The following is a 15,108-nucleotide window of genomic DNA, read 5'->3' as shown; positions in this document are numbered from 1 at the left end:
CGAAGGGCGAAAAACCGCGGTACCACCTTCATTCAATGAACTTGTCATTCTCTTATTCTTATGCAATTGTATGATTGAGTAGCATGATTTCCTAGCTTAGATGGCTCGCAGCACCGCCACTTCTCTGGACTAAGACAAGTGAAAATCAATTCTCAACTTTCTTATTATAACGTTTTTTTAAGTCTGCGTCAACTGGAAATGATACCCATTTAATAACCCATTTCCTACATCTCAGATTACTTTTTCAGAACATATTTTTTCTTACTACTATCACTCTTTTTATCCCAACTTTTATTCCAAAGTTTTGAATTGTTAAAGATAGCTTCGAAAATATTTACAAATATAAAGAACCCTATCACCAAATGTATGGAATCAGTTGTTAGGTATTGTCGATCCAAACCATCCTTTAGAGAGAATAGTATAACAGTTTGCTGAACAGTCAAAAAGGCTGGCCAATAAAATTTTTTGAAAAAAGTAGATATTTTCATTATTTATTACCGCTTTCTGTAAGGTTAAACTTAGTATACTACTGAGAAAGAAAATAAGCAACTATCATAGAAAAAGATACCGTTACGAAAATTGCCTTTTATTTTTTAAAAAACGAACCAGCTTGACTGATTCGTTTCGTGACTGCTAACTCTACTTCCGATACATTTTAAACTGTAGGAAGAGGTCGCTATATTTGCCTGTCCATTTATGGTCAAATTTCTCATAAACTTCTAGGTGTTTCATAGTTTCAGCGTCTGGATAGAAGGCCTTGTCTTCTTTTTTCTCCTCTGGGAGTAATTCCTTAGCTGGTAGGTTTGGTGTTGAATAGCCAACATACTCCGCATTTTTGAGAGCATTTTCGGGTTTCAACATAAAATTGATAAAAGCATAGGCTGCATCTTGGTTTTTGACTGTTTTGGGAATAACCATATTGTCAAACCAAAGGTTGCTGGCCTCTGTCGGTACCACATAGCGTAGATTTTCATTTTTTTCTAGCATTTGGCTGGCTTCACCAGAGAAGGTCACGCCGATAGCAGCATTGTTCTGGATCATGTAGCCCTTCATCTCGTCGGCCACAATAGCCTTTATATTTGGAGTCAGCTTGTAAAGCTTGTCCACTGTCTCTTCCAACTGCTGGGTATCCTTGGAGTTGAGGCTGTAGCCCAGCGAGTTGAGCCCGAGTCCCAGTACCTCACGCGCCCCATCAAAGAGCATGATAGAGTTTTTATACTCTGGCTTCCAAAGGTCGTCCCAATGCTCAGGTGCTTCGTCTACCATGGTTTCATTGTAGACAATTCCCAGTGTTCCCCAGAAGTAAGGGATGGAGAATTTATTTCCTGGGTCAAAGGACTGGTTGAGAAACTCTGGTCCTATATTTTCAAGACCTTCAAGTTTTGAATAATCAAGCGGAACCAAGAGATCTTCGTCCTTCATCTTGTTAATCATGTATTCACTAGGAATGGCAATATCGTAGGTCGTTCCACCCTGCTTGATCTTGGTATACATGGCTTCGTTGGAATCAAAGGTCTCATACTGGACTTGGATTCCTGTTTCTTCCGTGAACTGCTCCAAGAGTTCTGGATCGATATAGTCTCCCCAGTTGTAGATAACCAGTTTTTGACTATCTCGGCTATTGATTTTACTATCGAGATGAGTCGCAATTCCCCACAAGACCAGAATAATGGCTGCAATTCCTGCTAAAAATGAATAGAGTTTTTTCATGCTTGCTCCTCCTTCTCACGTGAGATAAAGTAATATCCAACAACTAAGATAATACTAAAGAGAAAGACAAGGGCAGACAGGGCATTGATTTCTAGCGAAATCCCCTTACGAGCACGAGAGTAAATCTCGACTGACAGGGTTGAAAAGCCATTTCCCGTTACAAAGAAGGTCACAGCAAAGTCATCTAGAGAATAGGTGAAGGCCATGAAATAACCTGCAATGATAGACGGAGTTAGGTAAGGAAGCATGATTTCCTTGAACATCTGAAATTGACTGGCACCAAGGTCATAGGCCGCATGAATCATATCGCCATTCATTTCCTTAAGACGTGGCAAGACCATCAAGACCACGATAGGAATGGAGAAGGCCACGTGACTAGATAGAACCGTCAAAAAGCCAAGTGAAAACTTGAGTTGGGTAAAGAGAATCAAGAAGCTGGCACCAATCATAACATCAGGCGCAACCATGAGGATATTATTGAGTGAAAGAAAGGCTTCTTGGTATTTCTTACGAGACTGGTAAATGTAAATAGCACCGAAAGTCCCAATAATGGTCGCTATCAAGGCTGATAGGAAGGCCAAGAAAAAGGTCTGAGTCACAATCAACATAAGACGACTATCGCCAAACATGGTTTTAAAATGGCTCAAGCTAAAGCCTGTAAAGCTATTCATGTCGTTACCTGCATTAAAGGCATAGCCAATTAAGTAAAAAATCGGCAGGTAGAGGACAAGAAAGACCAGTCCCAGATAAAGGTTGGCAAATTTTTTCATCGTTCTCTCCTTTCCTTGGTCACCCACATGGTGATGAACATGGTCAGGATGAGAATTACACCAATGGTTGAACCCATACCGTAGTTGTCATTGGTTAGAAAATTCTGTTCAATAGCCGTCCCCAAGGTGATAACGCGGTTCCCACCAATCAAACGGGTCAGCATGAAGAGACTCAAACTTGGGATAAAGACAGATTGGACCCCACTTCGCACGCCGTTCATAGACAGAGGGAAAATGACATGGCGGAAAGTCTCCCACTTGGTCGCACCGAGGTCGTAACTGGCATTGATGAGATTGTTGTCCATATCGTCCAAGACATTGAAAATGGGCAAAATCATAAAGGGAAGCTCGATGTAGCTTGCGACAAAGATAAATGAGAAATCGGTAAAGAGCAACTGTTGCGAACCGATTCCGATAAATTCCAAAAACTGGTTAATAGAGCCATTTTGACCAAAAATCCCGATAAAAGCATAAGCTTTAAGGAGCAAATTGATCCAAGTTGGCAGGATAATCAGCATGAGCCAGAGTTGACGGTGCTTGAGACGAGTCAAAAAGAGGGCTGTCGGATAGCTGATAAGCAAGGTCACAAAGGTCACAATTCCTGCATAAAGCACTGAGTTGAAGCTCATTTTTAGGTAGGTCAAGTTTTGTGACGCAAAGTAAGATTTATAGTTTTCTAAACTAAACTGGCCTTCGATGTTGAAAAAGGATTGTCCAAAAATCAAGACCAAGGGTGCCAGGACAAAGAGGGCAATCCAAAGCATGTAGGGCACTACAAAGAGTTTAGAGCTTGTTTTCTTCATCTCTTTCCTCCTCGATTGCATTGATCAGACCTGCTTCTTGCTCTTCGATTTCCACATATTCTTCGATACGAGCATCGAACTCTTCTTCTGTTTCGTTGAGACGCATGATGTGGATGTCTTCTGGTTCAAAGTCCAGACCGATTTCCTCACCCACGATGGCCTTACGAGTCGAGTGAATCATCCATTCATTTCCAAGTTCATCGTAAGCGATAATCTCATAGTGAACCCCACGGAAGAGCTGGGTATCAACCTTAACTTGGAGCTTGCCTTCTTCAGGCAGGGTAATACGCAAGTCCTCTGGACGAATAACGATTTCAACAGGCTCATTTGGCTTCATCCCCCCATCGACTGCTTCGAAGCGTTTGCCGTTAAACTCAACCAAGTAGTCCTCAATCATGGTACCTGGCAAGATATTTGACTCACCGATAAAGGTGGCAACAAAGTGGTTGATCGGCTCATCGTAGATGTCCACAGGAGTTCCAGACTGGACAATCTCACCATCATTCATAACGAAAATCCAGTCACTCATGGCAAGTGCTTCTTCCTGATCGTGAGTGACAAAAACAAAGGTAATACCCAATCGTTGTTGCAGTTCACGCAGTTCGTACTGCATGTCTGTTCTTAATTTCAAGTCCAACGCTGACAAAGGCTCGTCCAACAAAACCACACGGGGTTGGTTGATGATGGCACGGGCAATAGCCACACGCTGACGTTGTCCTCCAGAAAGTTTACGAATGGAACGTTTTTCATACCCTTCCAACTGAACCATCTTGAGAACTTCCGCTACGCGTTTCTCGATTTCTTTCTTGTCAATCTTGCGCAAGCGGAGCGGAAAGGCAACATTTTCAAACACATTCATATGTGGAAACAAGGCATAGGATTGGAAGACCGTATGGACGTCTCGCTTGTTGGTTGGGATGTCATTGATGCGGACACCGTCCAGTAAAATATCTCCTGTCGTCGCATCCAGTAAACCTGCAATAATGTTTAGGATGGTTGATTTCCCTGAACCAGATGCGCCTAGAAGGGTATAGAATTTCCCTTCTTCCAACTCAAAGTTGATGTCTTTGAGAACCTTGGTGTTGCTGTCTTCAAAAACTTTAGAGACGTTTTTGAATTCAATAATTGGTTTTTTCAATTGTCATTTATTCCTTCTTTTTCATAGATTAACAGATCAGGGCTCTGTCAGGCCGCTACCACCTCGTGTAGGAGATTGAACTGCCTACATTCTTCTGCACTGACGATAGGCTTTCACCCCCTTTCCATGACATAGCAGCAGCTTTTCAACTACAGCTTCCTACTTACTTTCACCTAAAATACGGACTTCTCTCTCAAGAGTAACGCCAGAGTGTTCCTTGACTTTTTCAATCACAGACTCAATCAAGTCTTCGTAGTCTTTGGCCGTTCCATCAGCAACATTAATCATAAAACCTGCGTGTTTTTCTGAGACTTCTACTCCACCAATACGATAGCCTTTCAAGCCAGCTTCTGAAATTAACTGACCTGCAAAATGCCCTACTGGACGCTTAAATACTGAACCACAAGATGGGTATTCTAAAGGTTGCTTGAGTTCACGGAGATGCGTCAAGCGATCCATTTCTTGCTTGATAACCTGATGGTTTCCTGGAGCAAGGGAAAATTTAGCTGACAAGACAATTGCACCAGACTCCTGAATGGCTGAATGGCGGTAACCAAAAGCCAAATCTTTGGCAGACAGGGTCTCGATTTCTCCATCCTTGGTCAAGACCTTACAAGACTGTAAGATATGGGCAATCTCGCCACCATAGGCACCCGCATTCATAAAGACAGCACCACCGACACTTCCAGGAATGCCACAAGCAAACTCAAAACCAGTCAAACTATGACGAAGGGCAATGCGAGTTGTCTCAATCAAGTTAGCACCAGCTTCTGCTTCAATAGTATAGCCATCAACGGAAACGTTATTAAGCTTGTCACACAAGATGACAAATCCACGAATACCTCCATCACGAACGATGATGTTACTAGCATTTCCAAGAACCATCCAAGGAATATTTTCTTGATTGGCAAATTTAACAACGCGAGCCAACTCAAAACGATTTCGTGGAAAGACCAGATAATCAGCCTCTCCACCTACTTTTGTATAACTATAGCTATGCAAGGGTTCCTTGAAACGGATATCAATCCCTTCTAAGATTTCAAGTATTTTTTCTTTTACTGACATGACACTCTTCCTTTTACAAAATTCATTCCATTATACCATTTTTAAGACCATTTGACGACCCTAAAAAAATCTTGGGCTTATTTTAAACAAAAAAAGAGGTTTCCCCCTTTTCTTATGATTTTTTGCAAAAGATGGCCTTGGTTCCATAGGCGACTAGAACAAGTTCAATTGCTAGGACAACTTCAACCAAGACTGGACTTGTAATCCATCCTACTTGAGCTAGAGATGGTACCAGGTCAAAGAAGGCATGTAGTCCATAGGCCGCTAGGAGATAAATCCATTTCTTCTGGCGAACAGCTTGGTAAACCCAAACAGTCAAGAGTAATTGGAAACCTAGCGCCAAGATTCTCTCAAAACCAAGCAAATAAATCTGCCAGACTGATAGCGACTGAATCGTTTTCAACATATTTTCAGACAGCAATTGCATAACCTGTGGATTTTGCGTTTGAACTGCTGAGAGAACGATGTAGAGATTAATCAAACTAGTAAGACCTAGGAAAATCAACTCCAAGCCACCATGCCCCAATCCATAAGCCAAGGCATCTGCCTTTTCCAAACTTCTCTTTTTCTCCAACCATTTGAAGAAAATAAGACGAGCAGTTTCCTCAAAAAATGCTGCCATGACTAGGCCATAGATGATATAGAGAAGTGGATGATCCTGCAAGAGGGCAATACTACCGTCTTTTTGAGGATGCAAAACTAAGATATGCACCAGTTTTTCTAAAATCTGTGAAGAGACAAAGAAAGCAACAGCCCCCAAGCCCAAGACAGCTAGATTAATCTGGTATTTCTTTTTGGCATACCAAATGCTCCCAAACAGAAAAGCTAGCAACAGCACCATGGTAATGATAATATGAATGGTCATTTTCTTCTCCTATTCCGCCTTTTCAATATCTTTTTTCATCTCGTCAACATTGAACTTAGCAAACAAGTATTGACGGTCTTGGACTGGGAAACGTTGGTCCAACTGATCAACAGCTCCCACCTCGATAATGCCTTCCTTGATGACAAAGTCCATGACATGACCACCGAAGGTCAAATCATCTGAGATGAAGTGCAGATGATAGCCTGCCACACTGACCCCATGGAAAATCTCTGGCGTCCAGAAACCAACGATGGTTCCCGCCACATTGTCGCGACTATATTCCGGTTGATGGGTTGCGACCTCAGCAAACTTGGTATCTGGTGTCGACTTGGGAATCATGCGCACATGCATATGAGAAAATTCCCCACGAATCTTGATAGAGCGGAAAAGATTTTCCCCATCATAATAAGACTCGATTCGCTCTTCCAATTCCTTGTCTGTCATCTCAAAGCGCTGGCGGAAAATGACCTCTGCCTGATGCGGTACTACTGCTGCATAAGGAATAAGGGCATCTGGTGATACTTCCACAATTTCTGGCTGATCTCCTGAGCCTTTGGCCTGGTAGGCCTTGCCATCCAATACAATCAATTCCCCATCAATAGAATCCAAGGTTCCCAAACCAAGGTCACCATGCTCTAGCAATTCTCCTACTGTCATGGTACCACCATAAAGGCCTGCCATCAAGGCTCCAAGGGTATTGTATTGAAATAATTTCACTGGTTCCTGCACGTTCTTATCCATTCACTTTCTTATCTGTTATTCTATAAATCATACTCCTAAGTATACCACATTTGGCCTTAGATGTGAACGAGAGAAACACCCTAGACATTGCCAAGAAAGAAAAAAAAGGGTACAATGTAACAAAATCAAGGGAGGTCTGGAATGAAGAAACAAAGCAAGTACCAAGAGGTTGTTTCCTATCTGAAAAATGGTATCGAGTCTGGACGCTTTCCAACGGGTAGCCGACTGCCTTCTATCCGTCAACTGAGCCTTGACTTTCACTGTAGCAAGGATACTGTCCAACGAGCCCTGTTGGAATTACGGCACGAACAATATCTCTATGCCAAGCCCCAGAGTGGTTACTATGTCCTAGAACAAGGGCAACACCAGGACCTAGAAATCGAGGTTACCGATGAACACGCCAGTGCCTATGACGATTTCCGACTCTGTGTCAATGAAACCCTGATTGGCCGGGAAAACTACCTCTTCAACTACTATGATAACCAAGAAGGATTAGAAGACTTAAGACAATCCATTCATAAACTCCTCTTTGACCAAGCTCTCTACTGCAAGGCTGATCAACTGGTACTGACTTCTGGAACTCAACAAGCCTTGTTTATCCTCTCTCAAATATCCTTTCCTAGCCAAGCAAAGGAAATCTTGGTGGAACAGCCTACCTACCATCGGATGAATCGCCTCTTGATTGCTCAAGGTCTGGACTATCAAACGATCGAACGAGGCATTGATGGGATTGACTTGGAGGAACTGGAAGGCCACTTCAAAACAGGACAAATTAAGTTTTTCTATACCATTCCTCGTTTTCACTATCCTCTGGGACATTCCTATTCAGAGCAGGACAAACGGGCTATTCTTGACTTAGCTGCCAAGTATGGAGTCTATATCGTAGAGGACGACTATCTGGGGGATTTGGACTCTAAAAAGGGCCAGACCTTCCACTATCTAGATACAGAGGAGCGCGTCATTTACATAAAGTCCTTCTCAACCAGCCTCTTTCCAGCCCTGCGGATTACAGCACTCATCCTTCCAAATGCTATCAAAGAAGCCTTTGTGGCCTACAAAAATATCCTAGATTACGACAGCAACCTCATCATGCAAAAGGCCCTGTCACTCTATATTGATAGTCAACTGTTTGAGAAAAACCGGCTAGCTCGCTTGTCCAATCAGGAATACTACCAAAAACAAATCGAGGAAAGACTAGCTAACACTCCTTGTCCCCTTCCTCATTTTCCCCTACACGATGGTATATTGCTTGATCTCAGACGATACCCTAAAATTTCCAGTCTCAAACACAGCCAACTAGGCTTGGATTTCTTTGAAGAGGCTTACTTGTGTGCCTGTCCTTATCAATTTGCCAAGGTGTCCTTAGACAATCTGGAAAAGGTTTTAAACTATTTAAAAGCAGAATTGGATTGACTTCCAACTCTGCTTTTTTCTTATACTCTTCGAAAATCTCTTCAAACCACGTCAGCGTCGCCTTAGCGTAGATGTATGTAACTGACTTCGTCAGTCTTATCTACAACCTCAAAGCAGTGCTTTGAGCAACCTGCGGCTAGCTTCCTAGTTTGCTCTTTGATTTTCATTGAGTATTATTCTTCAACTTCTGTTAAGGTTGCCGCTTTTTCAAGATATTTTTGGTAGGTACCGTCATCCTTGAGTTTTTGGATGACCTTGTCCACCACTTCTTTCAAATCAGCACTATTTTTTCTAAGGGCAACTGCATTAGCTTCGCCGTCCTTCATCTTCAAGCTGACAGTTGCGACAGCTAGGTCGGCGTTTTTAGCAGCATAGCTAAGGGCAACAGGCTCATCCATGTGAACAGCATCTACTTTTCCAGCCTGTAATTCATTAACAGCTTCACCCATATTAGCTAGGGAAGTCAATTGAGCTTTTGGCAATTGTTCCTTGACCATTGCTTCTGGAACGGTTCCTTTTTGGGCTGCAATATTAGCACTTTCAAGGCTAGTTAAATCCTTGTACTTTTCTACATCAGACTTACGAACCAAGAAACTAATCTTGTTTTCATAGTAAGGGATTGAAAAATCAAAGACTTCTTTTCTCTCGTCAGTAGCGCTAATTCCCGCAACCGCTAGGTCAGACTTACCAGTTTGAAGACTAGTCAAGACATTATCAAAACTCATGCTTGAGATTTCCAATTTCACCCCAAGTTCATCAGCGATAGCCTGAGCCATATCAATATCCGCACCGACTACCTGGTTTTTTCCGTCAACTAAGGATTGGAATTCAAAAGGTGCATAGTCAGGACTAGTCGCCACAACTAACTTCCCCTTTTGCTTAATGGCCTCAACAGCTGACTGAGAACCATTCGAACCCGACTGGCAAGCCACTAAGAAGAAACTTGCAAGAAAGCTACATAAAACAAATATCCATTTTTTTGATTTCATAAATAAACAACCTCTCTGTTAATTTTGTATAATTATAACGCTATCCAAGTTGCTTGTCAAGTATTTTTCTTACATTTTCATAAAATATATTTACTAAAAAATAGAAATACAGTGGTTAGTTTATCTATCTATTGGGAACTTATTTTCAAAAAAATCATTTATCATATCTTGATGCTGCTGGTTTACAATTGCAATATTTTGTATGTCACTATGATCAAAAAATCCTAATTCTAAAGTTTCATCACTTGTAAAAAAATTTGTAGAGATAGAAGTTTCAGATGAAACTAAATACAAGATTGTAAGAACTTGAGCCTCATCACCATTCGGATAACTGTCTGAATATTTTGTATAAACATTTAAGAGTTTTTCCACCCTCACTTCGACTCCTGTTTCTTCATAAAACTCTCGCACTAAAGCTTCTAAAGCCGATTCTCCTAATTCAAGAGCACCACCTGGTAATCCCCACGTTCCTTTATCTGCTCGTTTTTGTAATAAAATTTTTCCTGATTGACTTAATATTCCACAGGTAAAATTTAAAATAATTTTATCTTTTCCAACTTTTTTTCTGATATTCTGTATGTAGTTCATTATTCACCTCTGACAAAGTAAACTATCTATACAATGAAAGCTTACTGTATTAAAAAGTAAGCTTTCACAATAATTTTATCCTTTGAATACTTTATAGTTCGACAATCTTACCTGTTTCAAAGTAAACAACCCATTCACAGATATTTTTGGCATAGTCTCCAATACGTTCCAAGAAGGCAATCACTTGGAAATAATCACGACCTGTAACAATGGAATCAGGATTTTTCTTGATTTCTTCTGTAGCCAAGTCACGAATGCTATCAAAGTAATGGTTGATTTTTTCATCCATAGCTGCTACTTCATAGGCCTGATCTACTGAACCATTCAGATAGAGTTCAAGGGCTGCTTCAACGAAATTCTTGACATCGCGACCCATTCTCTTGATTTCTTCTTCAACAGCTGGAATACGTTGCTCCCCCTTCATACGAATTGCCGCCTTTGCAATGGAAACAGCATGATCCCCCATACGTTCCAAGTCAGATACAGCCTTCAAGACTGTTAGAACAGTACGCAAATCTTGAGAAACTGGTTGTTGAAGGGCAATCATTTCAAATGATTTTTTCTCCAATTTCACTTCGTATTCGTTTACTTCTGCATCGTCTTCGATAACTTCTTTGGCCAAATCACGGTCATGCGTAACAAAGGCACGCACTGTCCGATTGATTTGGGATAGAACTTCTTGTCCCATAGCATAGAACTGGTTGTGCAATTTCTCTAAATCTTCCTCAAATTGAGAACGTAACATCATTTATCTCCTTATCCAAATTTTCCTGAAATATAATCTTCTGTTTCCTTGTGTTGTGGGTTGAGGAACATCTTCTTGGTATCGTTAAACTCGATTAAATCTCCATCTAGGAAAAATCCTGTCTTGTCAGAGATACGAGAGGCTTGTTGCATGGAACGCGTAACCAAGAGCATGGTGTATTTATCTTTTAGACCATACAAGGTTTCCTCAATCTTACCAGCCGAGATAGGGTCCAAGGCTGAAGTCGGTTCATCCAAGAGGATGATTTTAGGACTGGTTGCCAAGACACGAGCAACGCAGACACGTTGCTGTTGTCCACCTGAAAGCCCGATAGCTGAATCATGCAGGCGATCCTTGACCTCATCCCAGATAGAAGCTCGTTGTAGGGCTTTTTCAACTGCTTCATCCAGAACCTGCTTATCCTTAACTCCATTGATACGAAGCCCATAGACAACATTTTCGTAGATAGACATAGGGAAGGGGTTTGGTTGTTGGAAAACCATACCGATTTCCTTCCGCAATTCAACTGTATCTGTACGCGGACTGTAGATGTTGTGACCGTTGTAAACCACCGAACCAGTTGTGGTTACCTCTGGATTGAGATCCCCCATACGGTTGATAGCCTTGAGAAGAGTTGACTTCCCTGATCCAGATGGACCAATCAAGGCTGTAATTTCCTTAGGTTGGAAAGATAGGGAAACACTATTCAAGGCCTTTTTTTGATTGTAGTAAACGGACAGGTCTGACACCTGTAAAATCGCTTCTGTCATACTGTTTCCTTTCTATCCAAAGTGTCCTGTTACGTAGTCATTGGTTGACTGTAGTTTGGCATTTTGGAAAATATTAGAGGTCTTATCGTACTCGATCAAGTCACCCAAGTAGAAAAATCCTGTGTAGTCACTAGCACGCGCAGCCTGCTGCATACTGTGGGTCACGATGATAATGGTAAAATCCTTCTTCAACTCCAGCATGGTTTCTTCCAGCTGAGCTGTCGCAATCGGATCCAAGGCAGACGCAGGCTCATCCATCAAGAGGATATCTGGTTTGACCGAAATAGCACGAGCGATACAGAGACGTTGCTGCTGACCACCTGATAGGGTCAAGGCTGACTTGTGCAAATCGTCTTTGACCTGGTCCCAAAGGGCAGCTTGACGAAGAGAGGTTTCTACAATTTCATCCAAGACTTGCTTGTCCTTAACCCCTGCACGTTCATGGGCAAAAGTGATGTTGCGGTAGATAGACTTAGCAAAGGGATTTGGTCGTTGGAAGACCATCCCGATATGCTTGCGCATTTCATAAACGTTGATTTCTGGACGGTTAACATCAATCCCTTGGTAGAGGATTTGACCTGTGACCTTGGCAATATCAATGGTATCATTCATACGATTGAGACTGCGGAGGTAGGTTGATTTCCCTGAACCAGAAGGGCCAATTAAGGCTGTAATTTTATTCTTTTCAAATTGCATATCGATGCCCTTAATAGATTCATTTTTACCGTAGTAAACATGTAAATCCTTAGTAGAGAGGGCCACTTTCTCTTCAGGAAAGGTGATGATATGCTTTTCATCCCAATTATATTTTGACATGGCTTCTCCTTTAGGCAGCGGTTAATTTCTTATGTAGGTAGCTTCCGAGTTTACGGGCTCCAAAGTTAAAGATGAGGATAAAGATGAGGAGCACGGCTGCAGAACCTGCTGATACAATGGTTCCATCTGGAATGGTACCTTCACTATTGACTTTCCAGATGTGGACAGCCAAGGTTTCTGCTTGACGGAAGATAGAGATTGGGCTGGTCACACTGAGAATATTCCAGTTAGACCAGTCAAGGGCTGGAGCGGATTGTCCTGCTGTATAGATAAGAGCCGCAGCCTCACCAAAGATACGACCAGAGGCCAAGACAACCCCCGTCACAATACCTGGTAGGGCTTCTGGAATGACCACATGGACCACTGTCTCCCAGCGAGAAATTCCAAGGGCTAAACCAGCCTCACGTTGCGTATGGTGAACGTGTTTCAAGCTGTCCTCAACATTACGAGTCATCTGAGGCAGGTTAAAGACCGTCAAGGCCAAGGCACCTGAAATGATTGAAAATCCATACTCAAACTGAACTACAAAGATCAAGTAACCAAAGAGACCCACAACCACTGATGGCAGTGAAGACAAGATTTCAATACAGGTTCTGACAAAATTGGTCACAGGACCTTTTTTAGCATATTCAGCTAGGAAAATCCCAGCTCCCATTGACAAGGGCACAGAGATAATCAAGGTAATGACCAAAAGGAAGAAGGAATTATAGAGCTGAATTCCAATCCCTCCGCCTGCTTGGTAAGAAGATGATTTGCCAGTCAAGAAAGACCAAGAGATGTGGGGCAAACCACGAACCAAGATATAGAGAATCAAGGATGCCAAGATGGCAACGATAATTCCTGCAATTGAGTAGAGGACAGCTGTTGCAATTTTATCTAATTTCTTAGCGTGCATAGTTTTTCTTTCCTCTTTCTTTCGTAATCAATTTAATCACACTGTTGAAGGCCAAACTCATCAAAAGCAAGACTAAGGCCAGTGACCAGAGAACGTTATTGTCAACGGTTCCCATAACGGTATTTCCGATACCCATGGTCAAAACAGAGGTCAAGGTCGCAGCAGGTGTTGTCAATGAAGTTGGGACAACGGCTGAGTTTCCGACTACCATCTGAATGGCCAAAGCCTCACCAAAGGCACGCGCCATCCCAAAGACCACTGCTGTGAAAATCCCTGAACGCGCTGCCTTCAAAGTCACTCGCCAGATAGTTTGCCAACGAGTGGCCCCCATAGCCAAACTAGCTTCGCGGTAGTGACGAGGTACCGCACGCAAGCTATCGGTTGTCATAAAGGTTACCGTCGGTAATATCATGACAAAGAGAACGAAAATCCCTGACAAAATTCCAAATCCAGTTCCACCAAAGACACTGCGAACAAAGGGAACTACGACCTGCAAACCGATAAATCCATACACGACTGAAGGAATCCCGACCAGCAATTCAATAGCTGGTTGCAAGATTCTAGCACCTTTTGGTGAGACTTCGGTCATAAAGACTGCCGCACCAATGGCAAAAGGAGTTGCGATAAGAGCTGATAGGATTGTGACAATAAAGGAACCCAAAATCATGGGAAGGGCACCAAATTGTTTACCTGAAGGATTCCAAGTTTGGCCAAAAAGGAAATCAAAGATATTAACTCCATTGATAAAGAAGGTCGACAAGCCTTTTTGAGCTACAAAAATCAAAATCATAGCCACAATGATGACAATCAAAGACAGACAGGCAAAGGTCAAGCCTTTTCCAAGTTTCTCTAAACGAGAGTTCTTTGAGGGAGAAAGTAATTTTTTAGCTAATTCTTCTTGATTCATTAGTGACTCCCTTCTAGTGCTGTCACCGTTCCTACAGCATCTTTTTCAACCTTCATTTCCTTGACAGAAATATAGCCCATCCCCTTAACGATTCCACTTTGCGCTTCATCAGAGAGGACAAAGTTGAGAAATTCTGCCACCAATTCATTTGGTTGACCTAGGGTGTACATGTGTTCATAAGACCACAAAGGCCAGTTATTACTTGTAACATTTTCTGCAATCGGCTCATAGCCATTCAACTTCATACGTTTAACTGAATCATCCACATAGGCAAAGGCTAGGTAAGAAATGGCTCCTGGTGTCTGGGAAACAATGTTTTTGACCATCCCATTTGAATCCTGTTCTTGACTCTGCACGGCAGATTGACCATCCATGACAACACTATCAAAGGTTGCACGCGAACCAGAACTTGCCGCGCGGTTGATAATGGAAATGGTTAGGTCTTTCCCACCGACTTCTTTCCAGTTGGTCACTTGACCTGTGAAGATGCTACGGAGTTGTTCAGTTGTCAGATTTTCAACATCAACTTCTTTGTTTACAATGACTGCCAAGCCCGCTACGGCTACCTTATGGTCCACTAGAGCGGATGCGTTAATACCGTCTTTTTCCTCGGCAAATACGTCTGAATTTCCTACATCAACGGCTCCAGATTGAACCTGAGACAGACCTGTACCAGATCCTCCACCTTGGACGTTGACTGTTTTTCCAACGTGCATAGAGCCAAATTCATCTGCTGCTGCTTCAACCAAGGGCTGAAGAGCAGTTGAGCCAACAGCTGTCATAGATTCTCCACGATCAATCCAGCTAGCACATCCCGCCAAAGAGCCTGCTAGCAAAAGAGCCGCAAGGGATAGAGCGAGTTTTTTCCTTTTTTTCACTGTTTTTCTCCTTGA

17 protein-coding genes are annotated in these 15,108 nt (G+C 42.3%); 1 reads left to right on the top strand and 16 read right to left on the bottom strand.

Going from position 1 to position 15,108, the window contains the following annotated elements; translation table 11 throughout:
- Window positions 1-236 precede the first annotated feature (236 nt).
- From SK637_RS10285 to budA, 8 genes are all read right to left on the bottom strand, one after another.
- Window positions 237-488, bottom strand: coding sequence for a hypothetical protein (locus tag SK637_RS10285; protein WP_033688503.1), 252 nt, complete (start codon window positions 486-488; stop codon window positions 237-239).
- Between the two features lie 151 nt (window positions 489-639).
- Entirely contained in the window at window positions 640-1,710 is a 1,071-nt protein-coding gene (locus SK637_RS03460; protein WP_020901515.1) for an ABC transporter substrate-binding protein, read from the bottom strand.
- Entirely contained in the window at window positions 1,707-2,480 is a 774-nt protein-coding gene (locus tag SK637_RS03455) for an ABC transporter permease (protein ID WP_033688501.1), read from the bottom strand. The genes SK637_RS03460 and SK637_RS03455 overlap by 4 nt, the downstream gene beginning before the upstream one ends.
- On the bottom strand, window positions 2,477-3,283 hold the full coding sequence (locus tag SK637_RS03450) for an ABC transporter permease (RefSeq protein ID WP_000753801.1): 807 nt from the start codon (window positions 3,281-3,283) through the stop codon (window positions 2,477-2,479). Before SK637_RS03450 ends, SK637_RS03455 begins: the two co-directional genes overlap by 4 nt.
- A complete protein-coding gene (locus SK637_RS03445; protein WP_033688498.1) occupies window positions 3,264-4,421 on the bottom strand; it encodes an ABC transporter ATP-binding protein in 1,158 nt (385 codons plus the stop codon). Before SK637_RS03445 ends, SK637_RS03450 begins: the two co-directional genes overlap by 20 nt.
- A gap of 159 nt (window positions 4,422-4,580) precedes the next feature.
- A complete protein-coding gene (gene murB / locus SK637_RS03440; RefSeq protein ID WP_033688496.1) occupies window positions 4,581-5,486 on the bottom strand; it encodes a UDP-N-acetylmuramate dehydrogenase in 906 nt (301 codons plus the stop codon).
- A 112-nt stretch (window positions 5,487-5,598) separates the two neighbouring features.
- Entirely contained in the window at window positions 5,599-6,351 is a 753-nt protein-coding gene (locus SK637_RS03435; protein ID WP_033688494.1) for a YhfC family intramembrane metalloprotease, read from the bottom strand.
- Between the two features lie 9 nt (window positions 6,352-6,360).
- Window positions 6,361-7,092, bottom strand: coding sequence for an acetolactate decarboxylase (budA, locus tag SK637_RS03430; RefSeq protein WP_000360298.1), 732 nt, complete (start codon window positions 7,090-7,092; stop codon window positions 6,361-6,363).
- 141 nt (window positions 7,093-7,233) lie between these two features.
- Between budA and SK637_RS03425 the strand changes: the two genes are divergently transcribed.
- Window positions 7,234-8,505: an aminotransferase-like domain-containing protein gene (locus tag SK637_RS03425; protein ID WP_033688491.1), complete on the top strand. Its 1,272-nt coding sequence runs from the start codon at window positions 7,234-7,236 to the stop codon at window positions 8,503-8,505.
- A 173-nt stretch (window positions 8,506-8,678) separates the two neighbouring features.
- Here SK637_RS03425 and SK637_RS03420 read toward each other — a convergent pair whose 3' ends face one another.
- From SK637_RS03420 to SK637_RS03385, 8 genes are all read right to left on the bottom strand, one after another.
- Window positions 8,679-9,494, bottom strand: coding sequence for an ABC transporter substrate-binding protein (locus tag SK637_RS03420; protein WP_033688487.1), 816 nt, complete (start codon window positions 9,492-9,494; stop codon window positions 8,679-8,681).
- Window positions 9,495-9,614: 120 nt separating this feature from the next.
- On the bottom strand, window positions 9,615-10,082 hold the full coding sequence (locus SK637_RS03415; RefSeq protein ID WP_001106783.1) for an NUDIX hydrolase: 468 nt from the start codon (window positions 10,080-10,082) through the stop codon (window positions 9,615-9,617).
- Window positions 10,083-10,173: 91 nt separating this feature from the next.
- A complete protein-coding gene (gene phoU / locus SK637_RS03410; RefSeq protein ID WP_033688484.1) occupies window positions 10,174-10,827 on the bottom strand; it encodes a phosphate signaling complex protein PhoU in 654 nt (217 codons plus the stop codon).
- A gap of 11 nt (window positions 10,828-10,838) precedes the next feature.
- A complete protein-coding gene (pstB, locus tag SK637_RS03405; RefSeq protein WP_000133484.1) occupies window positions 10,839-11,597 on the bottom strand; it encodes a phosphate ABC transporter ATP-binding protein PstB in 759 nt (252 codons plus the stop codon).
- A gap of 12 nt (window positions 11,598-11,609) precedes the next feature.
- A complete protein-coding gene (gene pstB, locus SK637_RS03400; RefSeq protein ID WP_000049848.1) occupies window positions 11,610-12,413 on the bottom strand; it encodes a phosphate ABC transporter ATP-binding protein PstB in 804 nt (267 codons plus the stop codon).
- A gap of 10 nt (window positions 12,414-12,423) precedes the next feature.
- Window positions 12,424-13,308, bottom strand: a complete 885-nt coding sequence (pstA, locus tag SK637_RS03395; protein WP_000543046.1) for a phosphate ABC transporter permease PstA — start codon at window positions 13,306-13,308, stop codon at window positions 12,424-12,426.
- The gene (gene pstC, locus SK637_RS03390; RefSeq protein WP_001070901.1) at window positions 13,298-14,215 is read right to left on the bottom strand and encodes a phosphate ABC transporter permease subunit PstC; all 918 of its coding nucleotides are present in this window, start codon (window positions 14,213-14,215) and stop codon (window positions 13,298-13,300) included. The genes pstA and pstC overlap by 11 nt, the downstream gene beginning before the upstream one ends.
- A complete protein-coding gene (locus SK637_RS03385) occupies window positions 14,215-15,093 on the bottom strand; it encodes a phosphate ABC transporter substrate-binding protein PstS family protein (RefSeq protein ID WP_033688482.1) in 879 nt (292 codons plus the stop codon). The genes pstC and SK637_RS03385 overlap by 1 nt, the downstream gene beginning before the upstream one ends.
- Window positions 15,094-15,108: the final 15 nt, after the last annotated feature.

This window comes from Streptococcus mitis (assembly GCF_000722765.2).
Lineage (GTDB): Bacteria > Bacillota > Bacilli > Lactobacillales > Streptococcaceae > Streptococcus > Streptococcus mitis_AQ.
This window is presented reverse-complemented; position numbering and strand designations above follow the sequence as displayed.

What these genes read in the sequence shown, in the direction of transcription:
- SK637_RS03420 (WP_033688487.1), bottom strand. Translation starts at nt 9,494, where the DNA reads ATGAAATCAAAAAAATGGATATTTGTTTTATGTAGCTTTCTTGCAAGT.
- SK637_RS03415 (WP_001106783.1), bottom strand. Translation starts at nt 10,082, where the DNA reads ATGAACTACATACAGAATATCAGAAAAAAAGTTGGAAAAGATAAAATT.
- pstB (WP_000133484.1), bottom strand. Translation starts at nt 11,597, where the DNA reads ATGACAGAAGCGATTTTACAGGTGTCAGACCTGTCCGTTTACTACAAT.
- SK637_RS03455 (WP_033688501.1), bottom strand. Translation starts at nt 2,480, where the DNA reads ATGAAAAAATTTGCCAACCTTTATCTGGGACTGGTCTTTCTTGTCCTC.
- SK637_RS03435 (WP_033688494.1), bottom strand. Translation starts at nt 6,351, where the DNA reads ATGACCATTCATATTATCATTACCATGGTGCTGTTGCTAGCTTTTCTG.
- budA (WP_000360298.1), bottom strand. Translation starts at nt 7,092, where the DNA reads ATGGATAAGAACGTGCAGGAACCAGTGAAATTATTTCAATACAATACC.
- phoU (WP_033688484.1), bottom strand. Translation starts at nt 10,827, where the DNA reads ATGTTACGTTCTCAATTTGAGGAAGATTTAGAGAAATTGCACAACCAG.
- SK637_RS10285 (WP_033688503.1), bottom strand. Translation starts at nt 488, where the DNA reads ATGAAAATATCTACTTTTTTCAAAAAATTTTATTGGCCAGCCTTTTTG.
- murB (WP_033688496.1), bottom strand. Translation starts at nt 5,486, where the DNA reads ATGTCAGTAAAAGAAAAAATACTTGAAATCTTAGAAGGGATTGATATC.
- pstC (WP_001070901.1), bottom strand. Translation starts at nt 14,215, where the DNA reads ATGAATCAAGAAGAATTAGCTAAAAAATTACTTTCTCCCTCAAAGAAC.
- pstA (WP_000543046.1), bottom strand. Translation starts at nt 13,308, where the DNA reads ATGCACGCTAAGAAATTAGATAAAATTGCAACAGCTGTCCTCTACTCA.
- pstB (WP_000049848.1), bottom strand. Translation starts at nt 12,413, where the DNA reads ATGTCAAAATATAATTGGGATGAAAAGCATATCATCACCTTTCCTGAA.
- SK637_RS03460 (WP_020901515.1), bottom strand. Translation starts at nt 1,710, where the DNA reads ATGAAAAAACTCTATTCATTTTTAGCAGGAATTGCAGCCATTATTCTG.
- SK637_RS03450 (WP_000753801.1), bottom strand. Translation starts at nt 3,283, where the DNA reads ATGAAGAAAACAAGCTCTAAACTCTTTGTAGTGCCCTACATGCTTTGG.
- SK637_RS03425 (WP_033688491.1), top strand. Translation starts at nt 7,234, where the DNA reads ATGAAGAAACAAAGCAAGTACCAAGAGGTTGTTTCCTATCTGAAAAAT.